The 23,092-nt window shown below is 67.3% G+C and carries 22 protein-coding genes; 19 read left to right on the top strand and 3 right to left on the bottom strand.

The annotated features are described in order from the left end of the window. Positions 1 to 3 precede the first annotated feature (3 nt). The 15 genes from AAF184_04945 (at position 4) to AAF184_04875 (ending at position 11,888) form a co-directional block, all read left to right on the top strand. Positions 4 to 264: a succinate dehydrogenase assembly factor 2 gene (locus AAF184_04945; protein MEO0421658.1), complete on the top strand. Its 261-nt coding sequence runs from the start codon at positions 4 to 6 to the stop codon at positions 262 to 264. Further along, entirely contained in the window at positions 233 to 745 is a 513-nt protein-coding gene (locus AAF184_04940; GenBank protein MEO0421657.1) for a hypothetical protein, read from the top strand. The genes AAF184_04945 and AAF184_04940 overlap by 32 nt, the downstream gene beginning before the upstream one ends. Positions 746 to 856: 111 nt before the next feature. Further along, a complete protein-coding gene (rpoE, locus tag AAF184_04935; GenBank protein MEO0421656.1) occupies positions 857 to 1,432 on the top strand; it encodes an RNA polymerase sigma factor RpoE in 576 nt (191 codons plus the stop codon). 11 nt (positions 1,433 to 1,443) lie between these two features. Continuing rightward, positions 1,444 to 2,097, top strand: coding sequence for a sigma-E factor negative regulatory protein (locus AAF184_04930; protein MEO0421655.1), 654 nt, complete (start codon positions 1,444 to 1,446; stop codon positions 2,095 to 2,097). Further along, positions 2,094 to 3,083 (top strand): MucB/RseB C-terminal domain-containing protein, encoded by a 990-nt coding sequence (locus tag AAF184_04925; GenBank protein ID MEO0421654.1) that lies wholly within the window; start codon positions 2,094 to 2,096, stop codon positions 3,081 to 3,083. The genes AAF184_04930 and AAF184_04925 overlap by 4 nt, the downstream gene beginning before the upstream one ends. Before the next feature lie 87 nt (positions 3,084 to 3,170). Continuing rightward, positions 3,171 to 4,976: a translation elongation factor 4 gene (gene lepA, locus AAF184_04920; protein ID MEO0421653.1), complete on the top strand. Its 1,806-nt coding sequence runs from the start codon at positions 3,171 to 3,173 to the stop codon at positions 4,974 to 4,976. Between the two features lie 260 nt (positions 4,977 to 5,236). Then, positions 5,237 to 6,052 (top strand): signal peptidase I, encoded by an 816-nt coding sequence (lepB, locus tag AAF184_04915; protein ID MEO0421652.1) that lies wholly within the window; start codon positions 5,237 to 5,239, stop codon positions 6,050 to 6,052. A gap of 14 nt (positions 6,053 to 6,066) precedes the next feature. Continuing rightward, positions 6,067 to 6,477 carry a DUF4845 domain-containing protein gene (locus AAF184_04910; GenBank protein ID MEO0421651.1) on the top strand — a complete coding sequence of 137 codons (411 nt, stop codon included), beginning with the start codon at positions 6,067 to 6,069 and terminating at the stop codon, positions 6,475 to 6,477. Then, positions 6,474 to 7,163 carry a ribonuclease III gene (gene rnc / locus AAF184_04905; GenBank protein MEO0421650.1) on the top strand — a complete coding sequence of 230 codons (690 nt, stop codon included), beginning with the start codon at positions 6,474 to 6,476 and terminating at the stop codon, positions 7,161 to 7,163. The genes AAF184_04910 and rnc overlap by 4 nt, the downstream gene beginning before the upstream one ends. Positions 7,164 to 7,225: 62 nt before the next feature. Beyond that, entirely contained in the window at positions 7,226 to 8,158 is a 933-nt protein-coding gene (era, locus tag AAF184_04900) for a GTPase Era (GenBank protein ID MEO0421649.1), read from the top strand. Next, the gene (gene recO / locus AAF184_04895) at positions 8,155 to 8,904 is read left to right on the top strand and encodes a DNA repair protein RecO (protein ID MEO0421648.1); all 750 of its coding nucleotides are present in this window, start codon (positions 8,155 to 8,157) and stop codon (positions 8,902 to 8,904) included. Before era ends, recO begins: the two co-directional genes overlap by 4 nt. Further along, entirely contained in the window at positions 8,901 to 9,329 is a 429-nt protein-coding gene (acpS, locus tag AAF184_04890; protein MEO0421647.1) for a holo-ACP synthase, read from the top strand. Before recO ends, acpS begins: the two co-directional genes overlap by 4 nt. After that, positions 9,326 to 10,726, top strand: a complete 1,401-nt coding sequence (gene rlmD / locus AAF184_04885) for a 23S rRNA (uracil(1939)-C(5))-methyltransferase RlmD (GenBank protein MEO0421646.1) — start codon at positions 9,326 to 9,328, stop codon at positions 10,724 to 10,726. The genes acpS and rlmD overlap by 4 nt, the downstream gene beginning before the upstream one ends. A gap of 14 nt (positions 10,727 to 10,740) precedes the next feature. Continuing rightward, on the top strand, positions 10,741 to 11,244 hold the full coding sequence (locus tag AAF184_04880; protein MEO0421645.1) for a L,D-transpeptidase: 504 nt from the start codon (positions 10,741 to 10,743) through the stop codon (positions 11,242 to 11,244). Positions 11,245 to 11,318: 74 nt separating this feature from the next. After that, positions 11,319 to 11,888: a hypoxanthine-guanine phosphoribosyltransferase gene (locus tag AAF184_04875; GenBank protein ID MEO0421644.1), complete on the top strand. Its 570-nt coding sequence runs from the start codon at positions 11,319 to 11,321 to the stop codon at positions 11,886 to 11,888. Positions 11,889 to 12,097: 209 nt separating this feature from the next. Here the strand turns inward: AAF184_04875 and AAF184_04870 are convergent, their stop codons facing one another. The 3 genes from AAF184_04870 to AAF184_04860 form a co-directional block, all read right to left on the bottom strand. Beyond that, positions 12,098 to 13,051, bottom strand: a complete 954-nt coding sequence (locus AAF184_04870) for a CsiV family protein (protein ID MEO0421643.1) — start codon at positions 13,049 to 13,051, stop codon at positions 12,098 to 12,100. Continuing rightward, positions 13,052 to 16,603 carry a transcription-repair coupling factor gene (gene mfd / locus AAF184_04865; GenBank protein ID MEO0421642.1) on the bottom strand — a complete coding sequence of 1,184 codons (3,552 nt, stop codon included), beginning with the start codon at positions 16,601 to 16,603 and terminating at the stop codon, positions 13,052 to 13,054. It abuts the gene before it with no gap. Between the two features lie 118 nt (positions 16,604 to 16,721). Beyond that, positions 16,722 to 17,087: a hypothetical protein gene (locus AAF184_04860; protein ID MEO0421641.1), complete on the bottom strand. Its 366-nt coding sequence runs from the start codon at positions 17,085 to 17,087 to the stop codon at positions 16,722 to 16,724. A gap of 286 nt (positions 17,088 to 17,373) precedes the next feature. Here AAF184_04860 and AAF184_04855 point away from each other — a divergent pair, with 286 nt between their 5' ends. From AAF184_04855 to AAF184_04840, 4 genes are all read left to right on the top strand, one after another. Next, on the top strand, positions 17,374 to 18,627 hold the full coding sequence (locus AAF184_04855) for a lipoprotein-releasing ABC transporter permease subunit (protein MEO0421640.1): 1,254 nt from the start codon (positions 17,374 to 17,376) through the stop codon (positions 18,625 to 18,627). 4 nt (positions 18,628 to 18,631) lie between these two features. Beyond that, positions 18,632 to 19,888, top strand: coding sequence for a lipoprotein-releasing ABC transporter permease subunit (locus AAF184_04850; protein MEO0421639.1), 1,257 nt, complete (start codon positions 18,632 to 18,634; stop codon positions 19,886 to 19,888). Continuing rightward, entirely contained in the window at positions 19,878 to 20,585 is a 708-nt protein-coding gene (locus tag AAF184_04845) for an ATP-binding cassette domain-containing protein (protein MEO0421638.1), read from the top strand. Before AAF184_04850 ends, AAF184_04845 begins: the two co-directional genes overlap by 11 nt. A gap of 120 nt (positions 20,586 to 20,705) precedes the next feature. After that, complete coding sequence (locus tag AAF184_04840; protein ID MEO0421637.1) at positions 20,706 to 23,030, top strand: DNA internalization-related competence protein ComEC/Rec2; 2,325 nt, start codon at positions 20,706 to 20,708, stop codon at positions 23,028 to 23,030. The last annotated feature ends 62 nt before the right edge of the window (positions 23,031 to 23,092 follow it).

The following is a 23,092-nucleotide window of genomic DNA, read 5'->3' as shown; positions in this document are numbered from 1 at the left end:
GCGATGGGGGAGGCGGACGCACGCGCTCATCTGGCCCGCCTGCGCTGGCGTTGTCGTCGCGGCATGCGGGAACTCGACGTGGTGCTCAGCCGCTACCTGGACCAGCACTACGGCGCTGCGCCGCACGCGCAGCAAGCGGCGTTCGAGTCATTGCTGGAGCTCTCCGACCCGGAACTGTTCGACCTGCTGCGCGGTCGCACGGAGGCTAGCGACAAGGACGGGGAGGCCATCGTTGCCGAGCTTCGACGCACCCATTCGGGCTGAGTGTGGCGCTTCACGCACCCTGGCGTTGTGGGGGGCGGCCTGCGATGCGGGCCTGGTGTTCGCGGTGATCGGGACGGTCTGCGTCCTCGCCGGCATCACCCCGTGGGTGTGCGCTGCGGCTTGCCTCTGTGCCTTCGTCCTCGGATGGCGGCGCCAGGTCGACGCGGGGGCGCGCGGGCGACGCGGCGCTCTCGCGGGCACCTGCTTCGAACTCCACGCCGACGGGGCCTTCCATCTGCACAGCACCGGGGGTGCCGGCACCGTACTGCACGCAAGCGATGCCGTGTTGGAGAGGCGCGGTCCCTTCCTCAGCGTGCACGGCCAGCGCCAGGCCCGCACCGCGGGGGATCGGCGCCCCAGATCGCTCCACCTCCACCTGGCGGCCGACGCCCTGGCGCCCGACGCATGGCGCCGGCTCTGCGCCTGGTCGCAGGCCGGGTTGCCGCGGCCGGCGGACCGTCCGTCGAGGCGCCGATCGTGACCCGGCGCACGCCTTTCAGCGCCGTCTCTCCCCGGCCGGACATTCCCTCGCTCCGCTCGCGAACTTTCTGCCGACGCACCGGTCACACCGTTGCAGGGAAGGCAGGATTGAGTGAGTAATCGCACGACGGACCAGCTGCTGGTAGAGCGAGCCCAGCGCGGCGACTCCACGGGATTCGATCTGCTGGTCACCAAATACCAGCACAAGATCGTGCAGCTCATTCGCCGTTATGTACACGATCCGCAGGAGTCCTTGGATGTCGCGCAGGAGGCCTTCATCAAGGCGTTCCGGGCGTTGCCGAACTTCCGCGGCGACAGTGCGTTCTACACGTGGCTGTATCGCATTGCGATCAACACGGCCAAGAACCACCTCGTGGCGGCTCGGCGACGGCCGATCGACTACGATTTCGATCCGCAGGATCAGGAGCAGTACGACTTGCAGGGGCGCTTGAAAGACGTCGATACGCCAGAGGGCCTGGCCCTCACGGGCGAGATTCGCCGGACGATTGAGCGCGCCATCGAAGAGCTCCCCGAGGACTTGCGCACGGCGATCATGCTGCGCGAGCTCGAGGGCTTGAGCTACGAAGACATCGCCAACGCCATGGACTGTCCAGTGGGCACCGTGCGTTCGCGAATCTTCAGGGCCCGCGAGGCCATTTCAAAACATCTACAGCCGTTGCTTGATTAGGGAATTCGGCCGTGAACGACACCACTTCAAATCACGATCCTGGCCGCGAGCAGCTCTCTGCTTTCCTCGACGACGAACTGGCGCCCGACGAGGCTCGGTTCTTGCTGCGTCGCTTGGAAGCGGATCCTGACCTGTCGCGTCACCTGCACCACTACGCTGCTATCGGCGAGGTGCTGAGGGGGCACTCGGCGCCCATTCAAATGGATCTGGTGGAACGCGTGCAGCGCGCGATCCACGGCGAATCGATCCCCCAGGCGGCACCGACCGACGCGGCGGAGGCGCCGGCGAGCGAGGTCGCGAGCGGCGGCCTGATGCCGCTGGCCCGTGTGGCAGCGGCAGCGGCGGTCGCCGCCGTGGTGTTGGTCACCGTGCTGCCACGGCCCGACGCGGGCCCGAGCCTGGTGGACGCGGGCGAGACGGCGTTGGAGGAGACCCTGTTCCCCACTGTGCCGCCGGTGACGACATCGGGCGCGGATGGGGTGCTGGTCGAGGTGCCCGGCAATGCCTCGTTCGCCAGCTACCTGCTCAAGCACACGAGTGCGGTCGGCCCGACCGTGCGTCCGGATTTCGTGGCAGCGCAACGCGCCTACGACCACCTGCAGCCCACCGAACCCAGCACCGATGGGGCTGAGGAGGAGGCTGCCACGCAGGACGTGCAGCAGTGAGTCGACTTCCCCGATCGCAGCCGCGGGCTCTGCTGCTCGGCCTCGCGGCCGTCCTTGCCAGCGCGGGCGCGCTCGCCGGAGAGCCGTTGGCCTGGCTGCAGCGGATGAATGCCGCGGTCGACGGCCTGAACTACACGGGTACCTTCGTGCACCTCTCGGGCAGCGAATCGCGCACGATGCAGGTGGTGCACCGGGCCGCCACCCAAAGCTCACCGGTGGCGGAACGGCTTCTGTCCCTGGACGGGCCGGAGCGCGAGGTGCTGCGCGAAGACATGGTCACCCGCTGCACCATGCCCGCCGATCGGGCCGTGGTGATCGACTCGGGCGGCGAGAGCCCCCTACGCGCGGCGCTACCGAATTACGAAGGCGGGGTGCAGGATCTCTACAACATCACCTTCCTCGGCGAGGAGCGCGTGGCCGGCAGGCGTACGCGGCGCATCGCGGTACGCCCCCTCGATCGCTACCGCTTCGGCTACCAATTCTGGTTGGACACCGCTACGGCGATGCCGCTGAAGACGATGACCGTCGGCGAACACGGCCGTGTGGTGGAGCTGATGCACTTCACCGAGATCGACTTCCCCAGCGCCATCGAAGAGGGGCTGCTGGCGCCCACCCTGCCGAGCGACGGCTACAGAACCCTGCAAGCCTCGCCCGTGGGTGAGCACGAACTGCGCGAGGAGGCGGAATGGACCGCCGACCGGCTGCCGCGCGGCTTCCGCCTCTCCATCGCCACCCGCGAGCTGGCGGCGGACGGCCCCTTCGCGGAGCATCTGGTCTACTCCGATGGCCTGGCCTCGGTCTCCGTCTTCATCGAGCGCGCCCAGGCGGCCCGCCGCGCCCGCACCACCTTCGCCGAACTCGGGGCGGCGAGCGCCTTTTCGCGCACCGTCGGCGCCTATCAAATCGTCGTCATCGGCGAGGTGCCCGCCGACACGGTGACGATGATCGGCCGTTCGATTCGCCCGGCGAGCACGCCCGAACCGTAGCCTCCCTGCCTCGCGCCCTGCCCGAAGCTCGTGACACGTGACGCCCGGCCGCAGTTCGGCGGCGGCCGGCGGGTATAATCCCGCCCCATGGACAATATCCGAAACTTCTCGATCATCGCGCACATCGACCACGGCAAGTCGACGCTGGCCGATCGCTTCATCCAGATCTGCGGCGGCCTCACGGAGCGCGAGATGGAGGCCCAGGTGCTGGACTCGATGGACATCGAGCGCGAACGTGGGATCACCATCAAGGCCCAGAGCGTGCACCTGCGCTACAAGGCGCGCGACGGCCGGACCTACGAGTTAAATTTCATCGATACGCCGGGCCACGTCGACTTCTCCTACGAAGTCTCCCGGTCCCTGGCGGCCTGCGAGGGGGCCCTGTTGGTGGTCGACGCCGCCCAGGGCGTCGAGGCGCAGAGCGTCGCCAACTGCTACACGGCCATCGAGCAGGGGCTGGAAGTGGTGCCGGTGCTGAACAAGATCGATCTGCCCGCCGCTGATGCCGATCGGGTGGCTCAGGAAATCGAGGACATCATCGGCCTCGAGGCCCTGGACGCGGTGCGCGTCAGCGCCAAGACCGGCATTGGCGTGGAGGATCTGCTCGAGGAACTCGTCAAGCGCGTTCCGCCACCGCAGGGAAGCACCGAGGACCCGCTCCAGGCCTCGATCATCGACAGTTGGTTCGACAACTACGTCGGCGTCGTCTCCCTCGTGCGAGTGGTGAACGGTGAGCTGCGCAAGGGGCAGCGCATGCGCGTGATGTCCACCGGGCAAGACTACGAGGTCAGTCGCGTCGGGCGCTTCACGCCCAAGATGCTCGATACCGACAGCATCAGCGCGGGCGATGTGGGCTTCGTGATCGCGGGCGTGAAGGACATCGGCGGCGCGCCCGTAGGCGACACGCTGACCCATCCCAAGCAACCATGCGCCGAGCCACTGCCCGGCTTCAAGCAGGTGCAGCCCCGCGTGTTCGCCGGCCTGTTCCCGGTGAATTCGGAAGACTACGAGGACTTCCGCGAGGCACTGCAGAAGCTCACCCTCAACGACTCGGCCCTCAACTACGAGCCGGAAACCTCCGCAGCCCTCGGTTTCGGTTTTCGCATCGGCTTCCTCGGCATGTTGCACATGGAGATCGTGCAGGAGCGCCTGGAGCGCGAGTACAACCTGGATCTGATCACCACCGCACCGACGGTGATCTACCAGGTGCTCACCACCGCCGGGGAGACGATCAAACTCGATAACCCCAGCGATCTGCCCAAGGTCAACGATATCGAGGAGCTGCGCGAGCCCATCATCCGCGGCAGCATCCTCGTGCCCCAGGAGCACGTGGGCGCGGTCATCGGCCTGTGCATCGAAAAGCGGGGCGTGCAAAAGCGCATGCAGTACACAGCCTCCCAGGTGCAGCTCGAGTTCGAGCTCCCCCTGGCGGAGGTGGTGCTCGACTTCTTCGACCGCCTGAAGTCCGTGAGCCGCGGTTACGCGTCCTTTGACTACCAGTTCGAGCGCTTCGACGCGGCGCCCCTGGTTCGGCTGGATTTGCTGATCAATGGCGACCGAGTGGACGCCTTGTCCATCATTACCCACAAGGACAACGCGCAGCGTCGCGGTCGTGAGCTGGTCGACGCCATGGTCAAGCTGATCCCGCGGCAGATGTTCGACGTCGCCGTGCAGGCGGCGATCGGCAGCCATGTGCTGGCCCGCGGCAACGTCAAGGCGCTGCGCAAGAACGTCACCGCCAAGTGCTACGGCGGCGATGTGTCGCGCAAGCGCAAGCTGCTCGAGAAGCAGAAAGAAGGCAAGAAACGCATGAAGAAGCTCGGCTCCGTGGACGTGCCCCAGGAGGCCTTCCTCGCCGTGCTGCGCACCGATGCGGGCGGCGGCAAGAAGTAGGTTTGCCCGACCCTTAGCCCCGGCGCCTTACCCAACACCCATCAACACGCCGAAAGCGAGCCTTTCCGATGTTCAAGTTCCTTTCCCTTCAGACCGTGCTCATCATCGCGGCCGTCAGCGGCGCGATCGTGATCGGCGATCTGCTGTTTGCGCGAAGTGGGCGCCAGGCGCGTGGTGAGGCCCCGCCCGCGTGGATCAGCTCCGCGCGTACCGTGTGCGCCTGGACCGTGGTGATCGCGTTGCTCTGGTGGGCGATCATCATCGAGGGCCTGGAACTCGCGCTGGTGGCGGGCGTGCTGCTCACCGGTATCGTGTACGCGCTGGAAGTCGGCTTCCTGCGCAAGCGTCGTCTGGAGACCCTGGGTGCCGATGCGCCTGAGCCGCCGGCGGTGGAATACGCGCGGTCCTTCTTCCCCGTTATCCTGCTGGTGCTCGTGGTGCGCTCGTTCCTCTTCGAGCCCTTTCGCATCCCCTCGGCGTCGATGGTGCCGACCTTGCTCGTCGGCGACTTCATCTTCGTCAACAAGTTCTCCTACGGCATCCGCCTGCCCGTGCTGCGCTCCGAGCTGATGGACTTCGGCGGGCCCGAGCGCGGCGAGGTGGTGGTGTTCCGGCTGCCGGCGGACAACCGCACCAACTACATCAAGCGCGTGGTCGGCCTACCGGGGGACACGGTGAGCTTCAGCCCTCGCGGCGAACTGCGGGTCAATGGGGAGCCGGTGGAGATCGAACCCTTGGAGCGTTACACGGGACCGGGCTCGGAGGATGCTCCGTATGCGCAGCTGCTGCACAAGGAACTCCTCGGGGAGCGGGAGCACGATGTCCTGTACGTAGCGAATCCCAGGTACCGGCGAAACAAGGGCATCGGCACGTGGGTAGTGCCCCAAGGCCACTACTTCATGATGGGCGATAACCGGGACAACAGCACGGACAGCCGCTTCTTGGAGGCGGTGGGTTACGTGCCCGAGGAGAACCTGGTCGGGCGGGCCGAGATCGTCTGGCTCAGCGTGAAGTTTCCCTCGGGCTTCGGTCTGCCAGGGATTCGCTTCGGCCGCTTCGGCGACAGCATCACCTAGGGGAATCGTCAGTTATGCGTAGCACCTCGACCTTGGGTTTCGGCGCAACTTCCTCGCGGCGTGGCAGCCGGGGGCTTACCCTACCCAGCCTGATCGTGATCCTGGCAGGCGCCGCGTTGATCGCGCTCGGCGTGTTCCGACTGATCCCGATCTACCTCGGTCACATGAAAGTGGTGGGGGCGATGCAGAGCGTGCAAAACGAGTTCGAGGGAGAGAACATGAGCCGCATCGACTTGCTCGGTGCGCTCGAGAAGCGCTTTGATATCGAGGGCATCGAGATCATCCGCTACCGTGACGTCAAGGTGGAGCGCAAGGGTGACTTCATGAGCATGACGGCCAAGTACGAGAATGAGGTGCCCTTCCTCGCCAACGTGCACTTTCTCGTGCGCTTCGATCACGTCGTGCTGGTCGCGCGCGACAATTGAGCGATCAGCGCAAACTCACGCGGGCGATCGGCCACGAGTTTGCGGATAGCGAACTGCTGACCGCGGCGCTCACCCACCGCAGCGCCGGCGGCCGCAACAACGAACGTCTGGAGTTTCTGGGTGACGCCGTGCTCGGCCTGGTGATTGCCGAGGCCCTCTATCGGGTGCGGGACAAGGCGCGCGAGGGGGAGCTGAGCCGCCTGCGCGCGAGCCTGGTCAAGCGCGACACCCTGGCCGACGTGGCCCGTGAGCTATCCATCGGCGACTACCTTCACCTTGGCGTAGGCGAGCACCGCAGCGGTGGCTTTCGGCGCTCCTCGATCCTGGCCGACGCGCTCGAAGCGCTGCTCGGGGCGATCTACCTGGACGGAGGGTTCGAGGCGGCTCGTGGGTGCGTGCTGCGCCTGTTCGAGTCCCGCCTGGCCGATCTGCCCGAGGCCGCGCAGAAGGACGCGAAGACTCGCCTGCAGGAACTGTTGCAAGCGCGCGGCCTGGCGCTTCCCCGGTACGAGCTCATCGCCACCGAGGGGCAGGCCCACGCCCAGCGCTTCACCGCCAGCTGCGCCGTCGACGACCTGTCCTTGCTCAGCCGAGGGGAAGGCACCAGTCGCCAGCTGGCCGAACAGCACGCAGCGGCGCTCATGCTGGAGGGCCTGGCGTCTGCAGGCGAGCCCGAGGACGAGTGAGCCACCGGTCGCGGAGCCCTGCCTCCCTTGCGGGCAGCGCCCCGTAGCCCCAAGCTACGCGCATGAGTGACACGGACGCCCCAGACAACACCCCATCAGCACCATCGTTTCGCAGCGGCTTCGTCGCCCTCGTGGGGCGACCGAACGTGGGTAAGTCGACGCTGCTGAACGCCCTCGTCGAGCACCCCGTCAGCATCGTGAGCCCGCGTCCGCAGACCACCCGCCATCGGATCCTCGGCATCCGTACACGCGAGGACTACCAGCTGGTGTTCATGGACACCCCGGGGATGCACCGTCACAGCGGCAGCCGGGCCATGAATCGTTACCTCAATCGCACGGCCGTCTCGACCGCCGCGGAGGCAGACCTCGAGCTGTTCATCGTCGAGGCCCTGCAGTGGCGCGATGAGGATGCGCAGGCCCTGGAGAAGGTGCGGGCGACGCAGGTGCCTGTGGTCGCCGTGGTCAACAAGATCGATCAGGCGCGGCCGCGCGACATGCTCTTGCCGTACCTCGAAGAGCTCAGTGCGCGCGCCGACTTCGCGGCCGTGGTGCCCGTCTCGGCTACCAAGAAGGAAAACCTCGAGGCTCTCGAACGCATCGTCGTAGAGCGCCTGCCGCAGGGGCCGATGCTGTTCCCTGCGGATCAACTGACCGATCGCAACGCCCAGTTCCGGGCCGCCGAGATCATTCGCCAGAAGCTCACCATGCGCCTGCGGGAGGAGTTGCCCTACGGCCTCACGGTGCAGATCGAGGAGTACGTGGAGGCGGGCCGAGGCCTTCGCATCCAAGCGCTCATCTGGGTGGAGCGTGACGGGCAAAAGGCGATCGTAGTTGGCAAGGGTGGGTTGAACCTGCGCGACGCCGGTCGGGCCGCGCGCCTGCAGCTCAAGCGTGAGGTGGGCGTGCCCGTGGACCTGCGCCTGTGGGTCAAGGTGAAGGCTAACTGGGCCGACAACGAGCAAGCGCTGCGTTCGCTCGGCTACGAGAACCCGTGAGTCGGTCCGGGCTCGAACCGGCCTGGGTGCTGCACCACCACCCCTATCGCGACAGTTCCCTGCTGCTCGAGCTGCTCACGGCCAACCACGGCCGCATGGGCGTGATCGCCCGCGGCGCGCGCAGCGCGCGCTCGAAGACGCGCGGCCTGTTGCAACCCTTCCAGTCCTTGCTCGTGAGTTGGGCAGGGCGCGGGGAGCTCGCCACCTTGGCCACCGTGGAACGCGATCAAGCCTCGCCTCGCTTGCCGCCGGCGCAGCTGATGGCCGGCTTCTACGTGAACGAACTGCTGCTCAAGTTGCTGCAGCGACAGGATCCGCACCGCGAGGTATTCGACGACTACCGCGTGGTGATCGATGCCCTGGCGGCCGCCGGGGACGATCAGGCGGCGGCTCGCGCCCTGCGCCTGTTCGAGAAGCGCCTCCTCGAAGCCTTGGGCTACGGTCTCAATCTCACGCACGAAGGGCTGAGCGGCAGGCCCGTGCAGGCCGCTTGCGACTATCACTACTACGCGGAGAACGGCCCGGAGCCAGCGGGCGTTGCTGACGGCGCTACGGTGGTGTCGGGGGAGGCCCTGCTCGCCTTGGCCAGTGAACGTCTGGAGCGTCCGCAGGATCTGCAGGTGGCGCGCCAGCTGCTCGGCGAAGCGCTGCAGCGTCAGCTCGGCGGGCGCGCCCTGCGCACCCGCGAGGTGGCGAAGGCGACGCTGCGCCGCCGTCGCGCCAGCACCGAACCCACCAGCTCATGATCCACGGTATCGGGACCGATCTGATCGCCCTCGAGCGCATCGAGAAGATCTACACGCGCTACGGTGAGGACTTCGCCCAACGCATCCTGATGCCCGAGGAGCTCGAGCGCTTCTCGCGCACCAAGCACAAGGTGCGTTACCTAGCGATGCGCTTCGCTGCCAAGGAGGCCATCGTGAAGGCCCTCGGCACAGGCTTCGCGCGCGGACTCTGGGTGCGCGATGTAGGGGTGGCATCTGACGAGGCGGGGCGCCCGTCACCGATGTTCTCCGCGCGCGGCCAGGCCGTGCGTGAGCAACTCGGGGTAGGCGAGGGATTCCTGACGCTCACCGATGAGGCGGGCTTGATCGTGGCCGTGGCGGTACTGTTACGCGCCGAGGTGGGGGACGCGGCCCGAGGCGAGGTGGGCTCGGGAGTTCGAGGTTGACTGACGAGGGCGCGCCGCGGGGCGGCCGCCGCTCGCGGTCGCGAGGCGGATCTGCCCGTAAGCAAGCTCGACCCCGTCAGCGCACGGCCTGGCGTGCCCCGGAGACCGTGCGCATCGATGACTTCTCCCACGACGGGCGCGGGGTCACGCGTATCGATGGGAAGGCGGTGTTCGTCTCACGGGCACTCCCCGGCGAGCTCGTGCGCATCGCTCGGCGCCCCAGCGATCGGCGTCACGACGAGGCACAGTTGCTCGAGATCCTCGAGCCCAGCGAGCAGCGCATCGCGCCACGCTGCGAGTACTTCGAGACCTGCGGCGGCTGCTCCCTGCAACACATCGCGCCGGCACAGCAGATCGAGGCCAAGCAACGCACGCTGCTCGAGAGCCTCGCCCGCATAGGGCGGGTGACCCCGAGCCAGGTGCTCGAGCCGCTCACCGGCGAGCCTTGGGCCTACCGCCGGCGGGCGCGCCTGGGCGTGCGCTACGTGCGCGCCGAGGACCGCGTGCTGATCGGCTTCCGTGAGCGCCTCAAGCCGGACATCGCCGACATGCGTCGCTGCGACGTTCTCGCTGCCCCCGTCGGGCAGTTGCTGGACGCCCTTTCTGGGCTCATCGGCGGCCTCAGCGTGCGCGAGCGCATTGCACAAATCGAAGTGGCCCAGGGCGAGAACGCCACCGTGTTGGTATTGCGCAATCTGAGTCCGCTCAGCGACGAGGACCTCAGCACCCTGCGCGCGTTCGAGCGGGCACACGACGTGCGCTTGTGCCTGCAGCCGGCGCAACCTGACAGTATCGTTGACTTGGACGGGGCGCCCCCGCCCGAGCTGCACTACGCCCTGGGGGCCTTCGATCTCACGATCAGCTTTCTGCCGAGTGACTTCGTCCAGATCAATGGGGCGCTCAATGCACAGCTGGTTGAACGAGCCGTATCGCTCCTCGCCCTCGAGGGCGGGGAGACGGTCATCGACCTGTTCGCCGGTGTCGGTAACTTCACCTTGCCCCTTGCCCGTCGCGCCGCCGAGGTGGTGGCCGTCGAGGGCGATGCGGCGCTGGTCGAACGTTTGGGTCAGAACGCCCTGCGCAACGGCCTTGAACCGAAGGTGCAGGCGCACCTGGCGGATCTGTCCGCCGACATCACCCCGTTCCCATGGGCCAAGCGCACCTACGATGCGCTGCTGCTGGATCCCTCGCGCGCGGGCGCGGACGCCGTGATCCCCATGGTCGGGCGATGGAAACCGCGCCGAATCTGTTACATCTCCTGTCATCCGGGCACGCTCGCCCGCGATGCCGGGATGCTCGTTGGCGAACTGGGCTATCGATTGAATGCAACCGGGGTGATCGACATGTTTCCGCACACGGGCCACGTCGAGTCGATGGCCTTGTTCGAGCGCAAGTAGAGTTGAGCGAGGCGATGGCGAACGACACTCACCTACACATCGATATCGCTTGCCAACGCTTGCGCTGGTCCGATGGGCAGGGGCAGGAGCGCGACTTTCTCGTCTCCACCGCGGCCCGCGGGGTCGGCCAGGAGATGGGTAGCGAACAGACGCCTCTAGGGCGACACGTGGTGCGCGCGCGGATCGGCGCCGGCGCCCCCCTGCGCGCGGTGTTCGTGGGCCGCCGTGCCACGGGCGAGATCTGGACGCCGGCCCTCGGCGCTGAGCATCCCAAGCGCGATTGGATACTCACGCGCATCCTCTGGTTGAGCGGGACGGAGCCCGGACACAACCGTCTCGGGCGAGTGGACAGCATGCGCCGCTACATCTACATCCATGGCACGCCCGACGACCAACCCATGGGCCGGCCCGCCTCCCACGGCTGCGTCCGTATGCGCAACGAGGATGTGCGCTGGCTGTTCGATCGAGTCGCCGCCGGCACCGCGGTGGCCATCGACGCAGGCGGCGCGGAGCCCTGAGCGGCGAGTCTGCAGGCTGGTGTATGCTGCGGCCCCCATCGTAGCCCTCACTTCTCAGACCCACGGAGACCCCGATGCAGCGATCGCGACAGGAACTGGTGGACGTGCTTCGCACCTCCGAGTTGCTCTACAGCAGCGAGGCGGTTGCCGAGGCCTTCGACACCATGACCGGCCGCATCAACGACCAACTGGGCGAGACGCTGGGGGAGAACGACCTCCTCGTGTTGCCCGTGCTCAAGGGCGGCATGTACCCGGCGGTGCATGTGATGGCGCGGCTCACCGTGCCCTTCACCCTGGATTATCTGCACGCCAGTCGCTACGCCGGTGGGCTTGAGGGCGGTGAACTCACCTGGCGCGCCGAGCCGTATACGAGCCTGGAAGGTCGCACGGTGCTGATCATCGATGACATCTTCGATTACGGCCAAACCCTGGAGGCCATCGTCGAGTATTGCCAGCGCGCGGGCGCGGCAGTGGTGTACAGCGCCACCTTCGTCATGAAGCGCCGCGAAGAATACGTGTCCGACTACCGGCCCGACTTCTTCGGCGTCGAAGTGGACGACCGTTACATCTTCGGTTGCGGGATGGACTACGAGGAGTATTTTCGCGGTCTTCCCGAACTCAGGGCGCTCCCGCTAGAAGGGTAATTCGCGACCGCAGATACGTGCCTTGTTAGGCGCCGACTAACGAATCCAGCAACTAAACGACTTGGCCGGGGCGGGGCGGGGCATCCCAAAAAAGTGTCGCCATTTGCTCCGGAACACGATTGCGCTCGTTCCTGGCTCGGAATCACACCGGAATCGGGCCTTTTTGGCCTAGTTGTGAAGTCTACGAAAACTACCGCTAGGCGCGATCGTCACCCGGTGGTGGTCTGATCGTTGGGCGCGCTGGGGTCATCATCGGGGGCTGGCTCAGGCATCTCGTCGGGCATCGACTCGGTGGCCGGGGGTGCGGGCGGGGGCCACGGCAGGCTCTGCAGGCGTTCGTCGGGATCGGCGCCGTAGAGGCGTGCGTCCTGCAGTAGATCCTCGAGCATCCCGTCGGGGTAGCCATCCGGCAGCTCGACGGGGGTGATGCGGCAGACCGCGCCGAAGGCCGGGTGATCCACGTAATGCAGCTCGCCGCTGGTCATCACGCGCGCCTGCTGCAGCTGGTAGTCCACGCCGCCGGGTTGGGAAAGCGTGAGATCGAGCTCCAGATGCAGGCGTCGCTCGACGGCGAGTTTCACGGTGCCGTCGATGGCGAGGTCTTCGCGCTGCACCGTGATGGGCCGAGGGTTGGCCACGTCGCGAGGGTAGGTGAGTTGCATCCAGCGTTCGTGCAGCAGGGGCTCGTAGGCGCTCGAACGATTCAGGCGGTCGAACAGGGTGGAGAGCTCCCGCGTCTCCGGCGCCAATGCAGCGAAGCGTTCCGGGAGCGGGGGCTCGTAACGATACACGGGCGGTAGGCCCTCCTCGCTCAGATAGCCGAAGCCGTCGGCGAATGGCTCCAGCTCCGGGGCGCTCGCGCCGGCGGCGTCCACCTCCGGCGTGACGGAGCCGTCGGGATCCAGGACCAGTTCCTCGTCAGTGGTGGCTGTCGCGTCGGCGGCCGCCTGTGCAGCTTCGCGCCATTGGCGCTCGTCCAGGTCCGCCTGTTGTGAGGGCCGGAAGAGGATGATCTCGACGGCGTAGGCGCGCAGCTCCGAGTCGTTCTGCGCGCTGGCGGCCATCGGCGAGGCGATCAGCACACCTGACAAGATCCCCGTGGCCACGCGACGGGCCCGAGCGGTCGCGTGTCCTTCAGCGCGTGAGCGGTCGCTCTCGTTCATCTATCGACGTCCCTTCCGTTTCTTCGACCCACTACGGTCGGCCTGTGCCGCTGGCGCCGGTGTCGTCGGGGCACTGCCCCCGCTCAACACCGTGAGCAACTTGCGCACCTGCTCGATCCGGTCCTCGACATCGGCCATGTCGGCCTTGAAGCGAAGGATACTCTGCCCGTCCAGGCGGAAGGTGCGCGGATCGCTCTGAATGAGCCCGATGAGAAGCGCCGGATCGACGTTCGCCTTGGCGCGAAACTCGATGCGGCCGCTCGCCGTGCCTGCATCGATCTTGGCGATTCCGAGGGGCGCCGCCAATACGCGCAAGTGGGCGATCTCGAAGAGCAGTAGCGCGGGCGGAGGCAACAGGCCGAAGCGGTCGATCATTTCCACCTTGAGCTCGCGCAAGGCACCCTCGTCGTCCATGCTCGCGATGCGCTTGTAGAGCACGAGGCGCATGTGCACGTCGGGCATGTACTCCTCGGGGAGCAGGGCCGGGGCGTGCAGATCGATTTCGGGCCCGTGGTCCGAGCTGCCCTCGAGGTCAGGCACCTCGCCGCGCTTGAGGGCATCCACGGCGCGCTGGAGCAGCTCCGTGTAGAGGGCAAAGCCGATCTCCTGGATCTGCCCGCTCTGCTCGTCGCCGAGCAGCTCACCGGCGCCGCGAATCTCGAGGTCGTGGGTGGCCAGGGCGAAGCCGGCACCGAGCTCTTCCAGCGATTCGATCGCCTCCAGGCGCTTCACCGCATCGGCGGTCATCGCCTCGCGCGGTGGTGCGATCAGGTAGGCGTAGGCGCGGTGATGGGAGCGTCCCACGCGGCCGCGCATCTGGTGCAGCTGGGCGAGGCCGAAGCGGTCCGCGCGGTCGATCACGATCGTGTTGGCGGTGGGGATGTCGATCCCGCTCTCGATGATCGTCGTGCAAAGCAACGTATTGAAGCGACGGTGGTAGAAGTCGAGCATGACCTGCTCGAGATCTCGCTCGCGCATCTGGCCGTGCCCAATGCGGATGCTAGCCTCGGGCACGAGCTCCTGCAGCTTCTTCGCCGTCGCCTCGATCGTCTCCACGGAGTTGTGGACGAAGAACACCTGCCCGCCGCGCTTGATCTCGCGCAGGAAGGCCTCGCGGATCAGGGGCGGGTTCCACGGGGTGACGAAGGTCTTCACCCCCAGGCGGTCTTCCGGCGGCGTGGTGATCAGGGACAGGTCGCGCACGCCGCCCATGGCCATGTTCAGGGTGCGTGGGATCGGCGTGGCCGTGAGCGTGAGCAGATCGACCTCGGCGCGCAGGGCGCGCAGGCGCTCCTTCTGACGCACGCCGAAGCGCTGCTCCTCATCCACGATCGCGAGCCCCAGGTTCTTGAACTTCACGCTCGATTGGAGCAGGCGATGGGTGCCGACGATGATGTCGACGGTGCCGTTCTCCACCCCCTCCAGGATGGCGTTCATCTGCTTGCTGGAGCGGAAGCGGGAGATCACCTCCACCCGCACGGGCCAGTCGGCGAAGCGGTCGGTGAAGGTCTGGTAGTGCTGCTGCGCCAGCAGCGTGGTGGGCACGAGCACCGCCACCTGCTTGCCGCCTTGTACGGCGACGAAGGCGGCGCGCATCGCCACCTCGGTCTTGCCGAAGCCCACATCGCCGCAGACGATGCGATCCATCGGCTGGGGTGCACGAAGGTCGTTGATCACCGAGGCGATGGTCTCGAGCTGATCGGGTGTCTCCTCGAAGGGGAAGCCGGAGGAGAAGATCGTGGTGTCACGCTCGGAGAAGCTGAAGGCGTGGCCCTTGCGCGCGGCGCGGCGCGCGTAGATGTCGAGCAGCTCCGCGGCCACGTCACGGATACGCTTGGCCGCCCGGGAGCGCGCCTTGGCCCACTGGTCCGTGCCCAAGCGGTGCAGCGGAGCGGATTCCGGCGACGCACCGGTGTAGCGGGTGATCAGGTGCAGGGCGTGCACGGGCACGTAGAGCTTGTCGCCGCCCGCGTACTCGAGGGTGAGGAATTCGTTGCGCGTGCTGCCCACCTCCAGGGTGGTGAGGCCGAGGTAGCGGCCGACGCCGTACTCCTCGTGCACCACCGGGGCCCCCTCCCTGAGGTCCGTGAGATCCCGGATTATCGACTCGGGATCCGCTTCGGCCTTGCGTCGGTTGCGCCGTCGTGCGCGCTCGCCGAGCAGTTGGGTTTCGCTGATCAGCGCGATGCCCGCCTCACCCAGCATCAGACCGCGTTCCAAGGGTGCGACGAGGATGCAGTTGGCATCCCCCGCCTCCAGGAACTCGCCCCAGGAACTCACCTGCTTGAGCTTGGCCAGTGCCGTTTCACGCAAGGTGTCTTGCAACTGCTCGCGACGCCCCGCCGACTCCGCCGCGAGGAGCAGACGACCCTCGAAGGTGGCAGCGAAGTCGAGCAACTTGGCGGCGGGCTGTTCGGCGCGCGGGTCTATCGGCAGGGCGGGCGGCAGGGTGCTGGCGAAATTCACGGCCGGGCGTGGATCGAGCTCCAGATCGATCTCGTGGGGACTCGCTTGCACCCGCGGGCGTTGCTCTAGCAGCTCCATCACTCGGGCCGGTTGCAGGGCCAATTCGTCGGGGGTGAGGATCGGTCGCTCCACGTCGTGCGCCAGCTGGTCGTAGCGCGATTCGAGCTCAGACCAGACCACGTTGATGGCCTCATCGAGACCGTCGCTCCAGGCCATGGACACCCGATCCGGCAGGTAGTCGAAGAGCGAGGCCGTGCGGTCGAAGAACAGGGGGAGGAAGTACTCGATGCCCCCCGGGGGTACGCCGCGCGACACTTCCGAGTAGATGACCGAACGATTCGGATCGCCTTCGAAGCGCTTTCGGTAGGCGGAGCGAAACTGCTTGATGCCCTCTTCCGTGAGCGGGAATTCGCGCGCCGGCAGGAGCGACACCTTGTCGAGCTTGTCGATGGAGCGCTGGGTGCTCGGATCGAAGCGGCGGATGCTCTCGATCTCATCGTCGAACAGGTCGATGCGCAGGGGCGCTTCGGCCCCGGTGGGAAACAGGTCGAGGAGGGCCCCGCGCACCGCGTATTCGCCGTGCTCGTGCACCTGGGCCACGTTGATGTAGCCGGCCTCGTCCAAGCGCTTGCGGGCCGCGTCCAGGTCGAGGCGATCGCCGCTGGCGAGGGCCAGGCTGCTGCCATCGACGAAGCTGCGGGGTGCGAGTCGCTGCAGCAAGGTCGTGAGGTTCAGAACCAGTACGCCGCGGCCCAACGTGGGCAGGCGGGCTAAGGTGCTCAGGCGGGTGGCGATGATGTCCGGGTGAGGCGCGAAGGCGTCGTAGGGCAGGGTCTCCCACTCGGGGAACTGCAGTACCGGCAGGTCGCTCTCGGCGCTCGCGAAGAAGCTGATTTCGGTGGCGAGCTGCTCGGTCTCGCGGGCGCTCTCAGCGATCACCACCAGCGGGGCATCGGCGCGCGCGGCGGCGCGCGTGAGCGCGAGCGCGTAGGCGCTACCGTGGAGCGCGCCCCAGGCTAGGGCGTTGTCGCCATCGGCGACGGGCGGGGCGAAAACGCTCGCCCGCGAATCGGGGGAATCTGGCATGCGTTGGTCATGGTCGAACGCGCGCCCTGGGCCCATCCGCAACCGCTACGACGCTCCGTCCGGAGGTCGGGCGTGAGGTGCGAGGAAGGCGTTTGGAAAATCCGATGGCGCGGGGCTGCTAGCGGCCGCGTTTGACGACCGTGTGCAGGACGTACTGATATTCGAAGTAGACCACAAAGCCGTCGTATTCCCAACGGGTGATCGGCGGGTCACCTACCGCCGAACGCTGACCCGAAGGCTGGCCGAAGCTGTTGCGCACGCGGTCCATGGTCATGCCCCGCACGGGCACGGTCATGCTGCCCCGTTCGGTGATCGGCTCCATGCGCAGCTCGTCGGCGCGGGCGGCTCCCGCGGCGAGGGCGCTGAGCGCGAACACGGCAAGGGCGGCGGTTCCGACCGCTGCCGCCAGCCGTAGCAGCCGTAGCGGGCGCTCCACTGCGTGTTGGGGAAGTGTGATGGCAGGCGCCTGGTTACGCTTAAACATCGCGACGTTCTCCTACTCCGATCGCGCCCCCGGTAGGGCGTGAGAGCCAGTTTTTATCACCGGCCTGCACCGATTCACAATCGTTGACAGACCCTAGATACCGTTGTTGCGTCGCCAGACGCTTGGCCTTACCATCCGCGCAGCCGTCCAAGCAGTTGATTTAGATACCAATGAGCGGGATGGCTGCGATTTGCCGGTGCCGCCCCGGCAGCTTTGCGGATTCGCACCGAACGCGAGTCTGCCGCCTCTGGAACCACGGTTCTGCGTGTGGGGTCCCACTCTTTCCATGATGATTCGCCCCCTGGAACTGCTTCTCAGTTTGCGCTACCTCCGCGCGCGCACCCGCAGCCGTTTCATCTCCTTCATCGCCCTGGCCTCCACGGTGGGGGTCGGGGTGGGGGTGGCAGCCCTGATCACCGTCATCTCAGTCATGAACGGCTTCAGCGGCGAGCTCCGAGACAACCTCCTGGCCGTCAGTGCGCACGTGACCGTACGCCACCCCGGGGCTGCCCCCGAACAGGGCTGGGACCCAGTGTTGGACACCCTCGAGGGCAGCGACGGCGTCGGTGCCGTGACCGCTTATGTGGAGGGGGAGGGGATGTTGGCCCGCGGCGCCCGCTTGCGCGGCACTCGCGTGGAGGGCGTAGACCCGACGGCGCCCGCCGTGCGTCGCCAGCTCGAGTACGCCCTCGTCGCCGGCGATCTCGCCCGCGTCACGGCGGACAGCCGCGCGGCTCTTATCGGCTCGGGGCTATCGGCTTTATTGGGTGCGCGGGTGGGCGAGCGCCTCAACCTGCTGGTGCCGCGGGTGGGGCCGCGGGGTAAGGTCACGCCGAGCTTCGAGCGAATCACCGTGGCGGGGATCATCGAAGGAGGCGTGCAGGAAATCGACAGCACGCGCCTGGTCATGCACCGGGCCGACGTGGCGGCGTTGCTCGGCCGCGACCCCGCGCACCTCGATGGCGTACGGGTGCAGTTGGAGGATCTCATGGCGGCCCCTCGCGTGGCGGAGCGTTGGCAGGCGCGGCTGCCCGGTGGATTCACGGTGACGGACTGGGCCGATGAGCAGGCCTCCTACTTTCGTGCCGTGGCCACCGAGAAGTTCATGATGTCCCTCATCCTGTCGTTGATCGTGGCGGTGGCCGCCTTCAACGTCGTCGCGACCCTGGTGATGGTGGTGAACGATAAGCGCACGGATATCGCTATCCTGCGGACCATGGGCCTGACGCCTCGCAGCGTGACCTTGGTGTTCTTCGCGCAAGGGTGTCTGATCGGTCTGATCGGCGTGCTGGGGGGGCTGGCCTTGGGGTTACTCATCACGTTGAATCTCGAGACCCTGGTGCCTGCCGTGGAGGGCGTGTTGCGGATCAAGCTGATCCCGACCGACGTCTACTACCTCAACAACATCCCTACGGACGTGCGCGTGCACGAGGTGGCGCTGATCACCCTGGGCGCCTTTGCCCTTTCGGCCCTGTCCACCCTGTACCCGGCGCGGCGCGCAGCCCGGACGCAGCCCGCCGACGCCCTGCGCTACGAGTAGCCCGATGTTGCTGAGCCCCTACGAGTTGGCCATCGGGTGGCGCTACGTGCGCAGCGGACGCGGGCCCGGCTTTCTGTCCTTCATCTCCCTGGTGTCGATGGCCGGCATCGCCACCGGCGTCTTCGTGTTGATCGTCGTGCTCTCGGTAATGAACGGCTTCGAACGCGAGCTTCGCGAGCGCATTCTCGAGGTCACCTCCCACGGCGCGGTGATGGGCTACGGCGGACCGATCGAGGATTGGTCGGCGGTGGAGGCGGTCGCCAGGCGTGATGCCCGGGTGGCGGCGACCGCGCCCTTTATCGACGGCCAGGGGCTGCTGGTCAGCGATGAGGGTCTGACCAGTGGGGTGCAGGTGCGCGGCGTCGTGCCGGTGCGGGAGTCGCAGGTAGCGTCCTTGGAAATGCATCTGCAGGAAGGGTCCCTCGCAGCCCTGGACGAAGCACGCTTTCGCATTCTCATCGGCCGAGCGCTGGCGCAATCGCTGGCGGTGGACATCGGCGATCGGGTCACGCTGCTGATCCCCGAGGCCAACGTCACGCCCGCTGGCGTGTTGCCGCGCCAGCGTCGCTTCGAGGTGGCGGGCATCTTCGAGGCGGGTATGCACGAGTACGATCGTCGCCTCGCGTTCGTGCTCCTGCGGGACGCTCAGGCGCTCTATCGCCTGGGCGATCGCATCACGGGCGTGCGCCTGAAGTTTCACGACCTCTTCGATGCACCGCGCGCCGTGCGCGATATCGCCCTGGAGGTGGGTGAGATCTTCTACGTGCGCGATTGGACCCGTGAGCACGCCAACTTCTTCCGTGCGATCGCCCTCACCAAGAGCGTCATGTTCATCATTCTGCTGCTGGTGGTGGCGGTGGCGGCCTTCAACATCGTGTCCACCCTGATCATGGTGGTGAACGAGAAGCGAGGCGACATCGCCATCCTGCGCACCAACGGGGCCTCGCCCGCGAGCATGCTGGGGGTATTCATCATCCAAGGCGGTACGATTGGCATCGTCGGCACCCTGGTCGGCCTGGCCGCCGGCGCCCTGGTGACCCTGAACCTCGATCAGTTGGTGACCTGGGCGGAGGCGTTCACCGGGGGGTCGCTGATCGATGCGAGTATCTACTACATCGACGATCTGCCGGCGGACCTGCGCCTCTCGGACCTGACGCTCATCTGTGGCACGGCCCTGGCCCTGTCCCTGCTCTCGACCCTGTATCCAGCCTGGCGCGCTTCGACCACCGCGCCGGCGGAGACCCTACGCCATGAAAGCTGATACCTCTTCCACCGCTGCCACATCACTCGCCTGCGAGGGCCTCGTGCGAAGCTTTGGCGATGGCGAGCATCAGGTGGAGGTCCTGAAGGGGATCGACCTGCACGTGAGCCGTGGGGAGCGCCTGGCCATCATCGGCGCCTCGGGTTCCGGCAAGACCACCTTGCTGCAGCTTCTCGGTGGCCTGGATACGCCGACGCACGGGCGCGTGCTGATCAACGGCGAAGACGTTGCCCGCATGGGCGAGGCAGCGCGCGGCCGGTGGCGTAACGCCCACGTGGGGTTCGTGTACCAGTTTCACCACCTATTGCCTGAGTTCACCGCGTTGGAGAACGTGGCGATGCCACTGCTCATTCGTCGCGAGCGGCCGTCCGACGCCCTGGTCAAGGCGCAGGACCTGTTGGAACGGGTGGGCCTCGGCGCGCGCTTGCGCCATCGCCCCTCGGAGCTCTCCGGGGGCGAGCGCCAGCGGGCGGCCGTCGCCCGTGCCCTGGTGACCTCGCCGGTGGTGGTGTTGGCCGATGAACCCACCGGTAACCTGGACCGTCCGACCGGGCGCCAGGTCTTCGAGCAGATGCTCAAGCTGAATGAGGACACGGGGGCGAGCCTGGTGGTGGTGACCCACGATCCGGAGCTCGCCGCTGCCATGGATCGCGTGTGCCGTCTCGACGAGGCCGGTCTGCACGAAGAAAAGCCGTGAAAACGGCGTAAACCCAGCGATAGGCGATACCGCCCGCGGTCCCGCTGGAGCGATCCTGAGGTCCCGGCGAGGGTAGCGGCTCGTAGAGCGACTATCCTCGCGCGCCCGAAGGATCGACGCGTGCCCGCGTGGCTTGCCTGCCTTGTCCTGCTCGCCGTTTGCCTGGTGCACCGGTTGCCCGAGCTACCTGCTTTGGCGCCCGTGTCAGCGGGGGGCGTTGGGGTAGTCGTCACTGTGATGATGCTCGCGATGGGGCGGTGCCTTCGGGGGTGGCGCGGCGTCGTGGGTGTGCTGACCGTGACCCTGATGATCGCCGGCTACGCCTTCCTCTCCGCCAGCGTGCGGTTGGAGGGGCGCCTGCCGCTCGGCCAGCATGGCATGAGCGTGCGGGTGCAGGGTCACGTCGTCGACGTGCCGCGCCAGCGGGCGGATCGCTGCGAGTTCCTGCTCGAGACACGCACGCTTAACGGGCGCGAACAGCGTCTGCGTTTGCAGGTGCGGTGGTACGGCGAGGACACGTGTCAGCCGCTGCGCCCCGACCATCGTTGGGAACTCGTGCTGCGCCTCGCTCTGCCGCGGGCGGCGGCCAATCCCGGTCTGCCGTCGCGCGAGCGCCGGTGGTTTCGTGCGCATGTGGATGGGCGCGCTTGGGTACGCGCGGAGTTCGAGCCCCGGTGTATCGAAGGCCATCGCGGTCGGGCCCCGATCGCGCGTGCTCGGCGTGCCCTGGCGCAACGTATGCGCGCGGCGCTGCCGTCCTCGGTGGCCGATGCCTACCCACTGCTCGCGGCGCTCACCCTGGGATTGGGGAAACCCTTCTCGCCGTCGGTCCGCGACGCCCTGACGGCAACGGGGACGGGGCACCTATTCGCTATTTCCGGCCTGCACATCGGCTTGCTCGGTGCCCTCTGTCTCGCCCTGGGGAAGGCAGCTGGCGCCTTGCGTAGGCGACCTGCGCCCTCGCGTTGGCCCTCGGCGTTGGCCCTTGGCGCGGCGGGCGCCTACGCGGTGCTCGCGGGGTTTACGGTGCCCACGCAGCGAGCGCTGTTGGCCTTGGCGGTGGTCGTGGTGGGGGCGCGGCTGCTGAGGCGATCGGTAGGCGCGGCCAGCGCGCTCGGGTTGGCGTTAGTCGGTGTGCTGTTGCTCGACCCCTTCGCGCCCTTGGACGAAGGCTTCTGGTTGTCCTTCCTCGCCGTGTCATGCCTGCTGATCGGGCGCGTGCGTGCCCCGGCGGCGCCCTGGTGGGCGTTGGCCCAGCTTCGCCTGGGTCTGGGGCTGGTGCCGATCGGTCTCTGGGTGTTTGGCCAGGTGAGTATCGTTGCACCCCTCGCCAATCTGCTCGTCGTGCCGCTCTTCGGGGTACTTATCGTACCGCTTAGCCTACTGGGCGTGCTGCTGGCAGCGGTGGCGCCGGCGTTGGCAGCAGCGCCCCTGTGGGTTGCTGGCAAGAGCTTGCTGGCGGTGCTCGAGGCGTTGGAATGGGCAGGTGGCTGGCCTGGCGCTCGACTGTCATTCCCGTACGGTCCATCCCCGTGGATGCTACTGACGGCACAGGTGGGCGTACTGCTGCTATTCGCCAGAGGCCTGCCAGGGCGGTGGGTCGGCGCCGGGCTGGGAATTCCGTTGCTCGCATCGCTCCTGGTCGTGAGCGAGGGACGCGGGGTCGATCTGCCGCCGGGTGCCGTGCGCGTCACGCTCCTGGACGTCGGCCAGGGGCTGGCGAGCGTGGTGCAGACGCGCAATCACGTGATGCTGTACGACGCGGGCCCCGCCTATTACGGGGGTGGTAGTGCCGGGGGTGCAGTGGTGATGCCTTACCTCGCGAGCCTCGGGGTTCGGTCACTGGATCGGGTGGTCATCTCCCATGGCGATAGTGATCACGCAGGCGGCCTAGATGCTGTGTTGCGCGGCTACGCTGACACGGCGGTGCTGGCGGGTGGCGGGTCCTCGCCTTGGCCCGCGTGCCGCGCCGGGCAACGGTGGGAGTGGGATGACGTGCACTTCGCCGTGCTGCATCCCTCGTCCTCGCGTTGGAAGGGGAACGATGGTTCCTGTGTGTTGCGCGTTTCCGTTGGGCAGGGCGCGCAGTTGCGCAGTGTCCTGCTCACCGGGGATATCCAACATCGTGCGGAGGCGCACCTGGTGCAGCGGGAGAGGACGCCCTTGAAGGCGGACGTGGTAGTCGCCCCGCACCACGGGAGTGCCAGTTCATCGACACCCGCGTTCGTGGCGGCGACGACGCCACAGCACGTGCTGTTCGCCTGCGGCTTCAGTAATCGTTGGAACTTTCCCCACCCCGCGGTGCTGGCGCGTTGGAGAGACGCGGGCGCCGCCACGCACGTGACGGGGAGTGACGGCGCGTTGACAGTGACCCTGCGTCCTGGCGAGGTCTCCGCGGTGACCCATGAACGGCGCCGAGGGCGGCGATACTGGTCAGTCCCCTAGCAGCGTCGAAGGCAGCGATGGCGCGGATCACGTATCATCTGCGCCTGTTTCGCGGTCTGGAG

This window comes from Pseudomonadota bacterium (assembly GCA_039815145.1).
GTDB lineage: Bacteria > Pseudomonadota > Gammaproteobacteria > Steroidobacterales > JBCBZW01 > JBCBZW01.
Note: the sequence above shows the minus strand (reverse complement) of the source record. Positions and strands in the feature narration are given on the sequence as shown.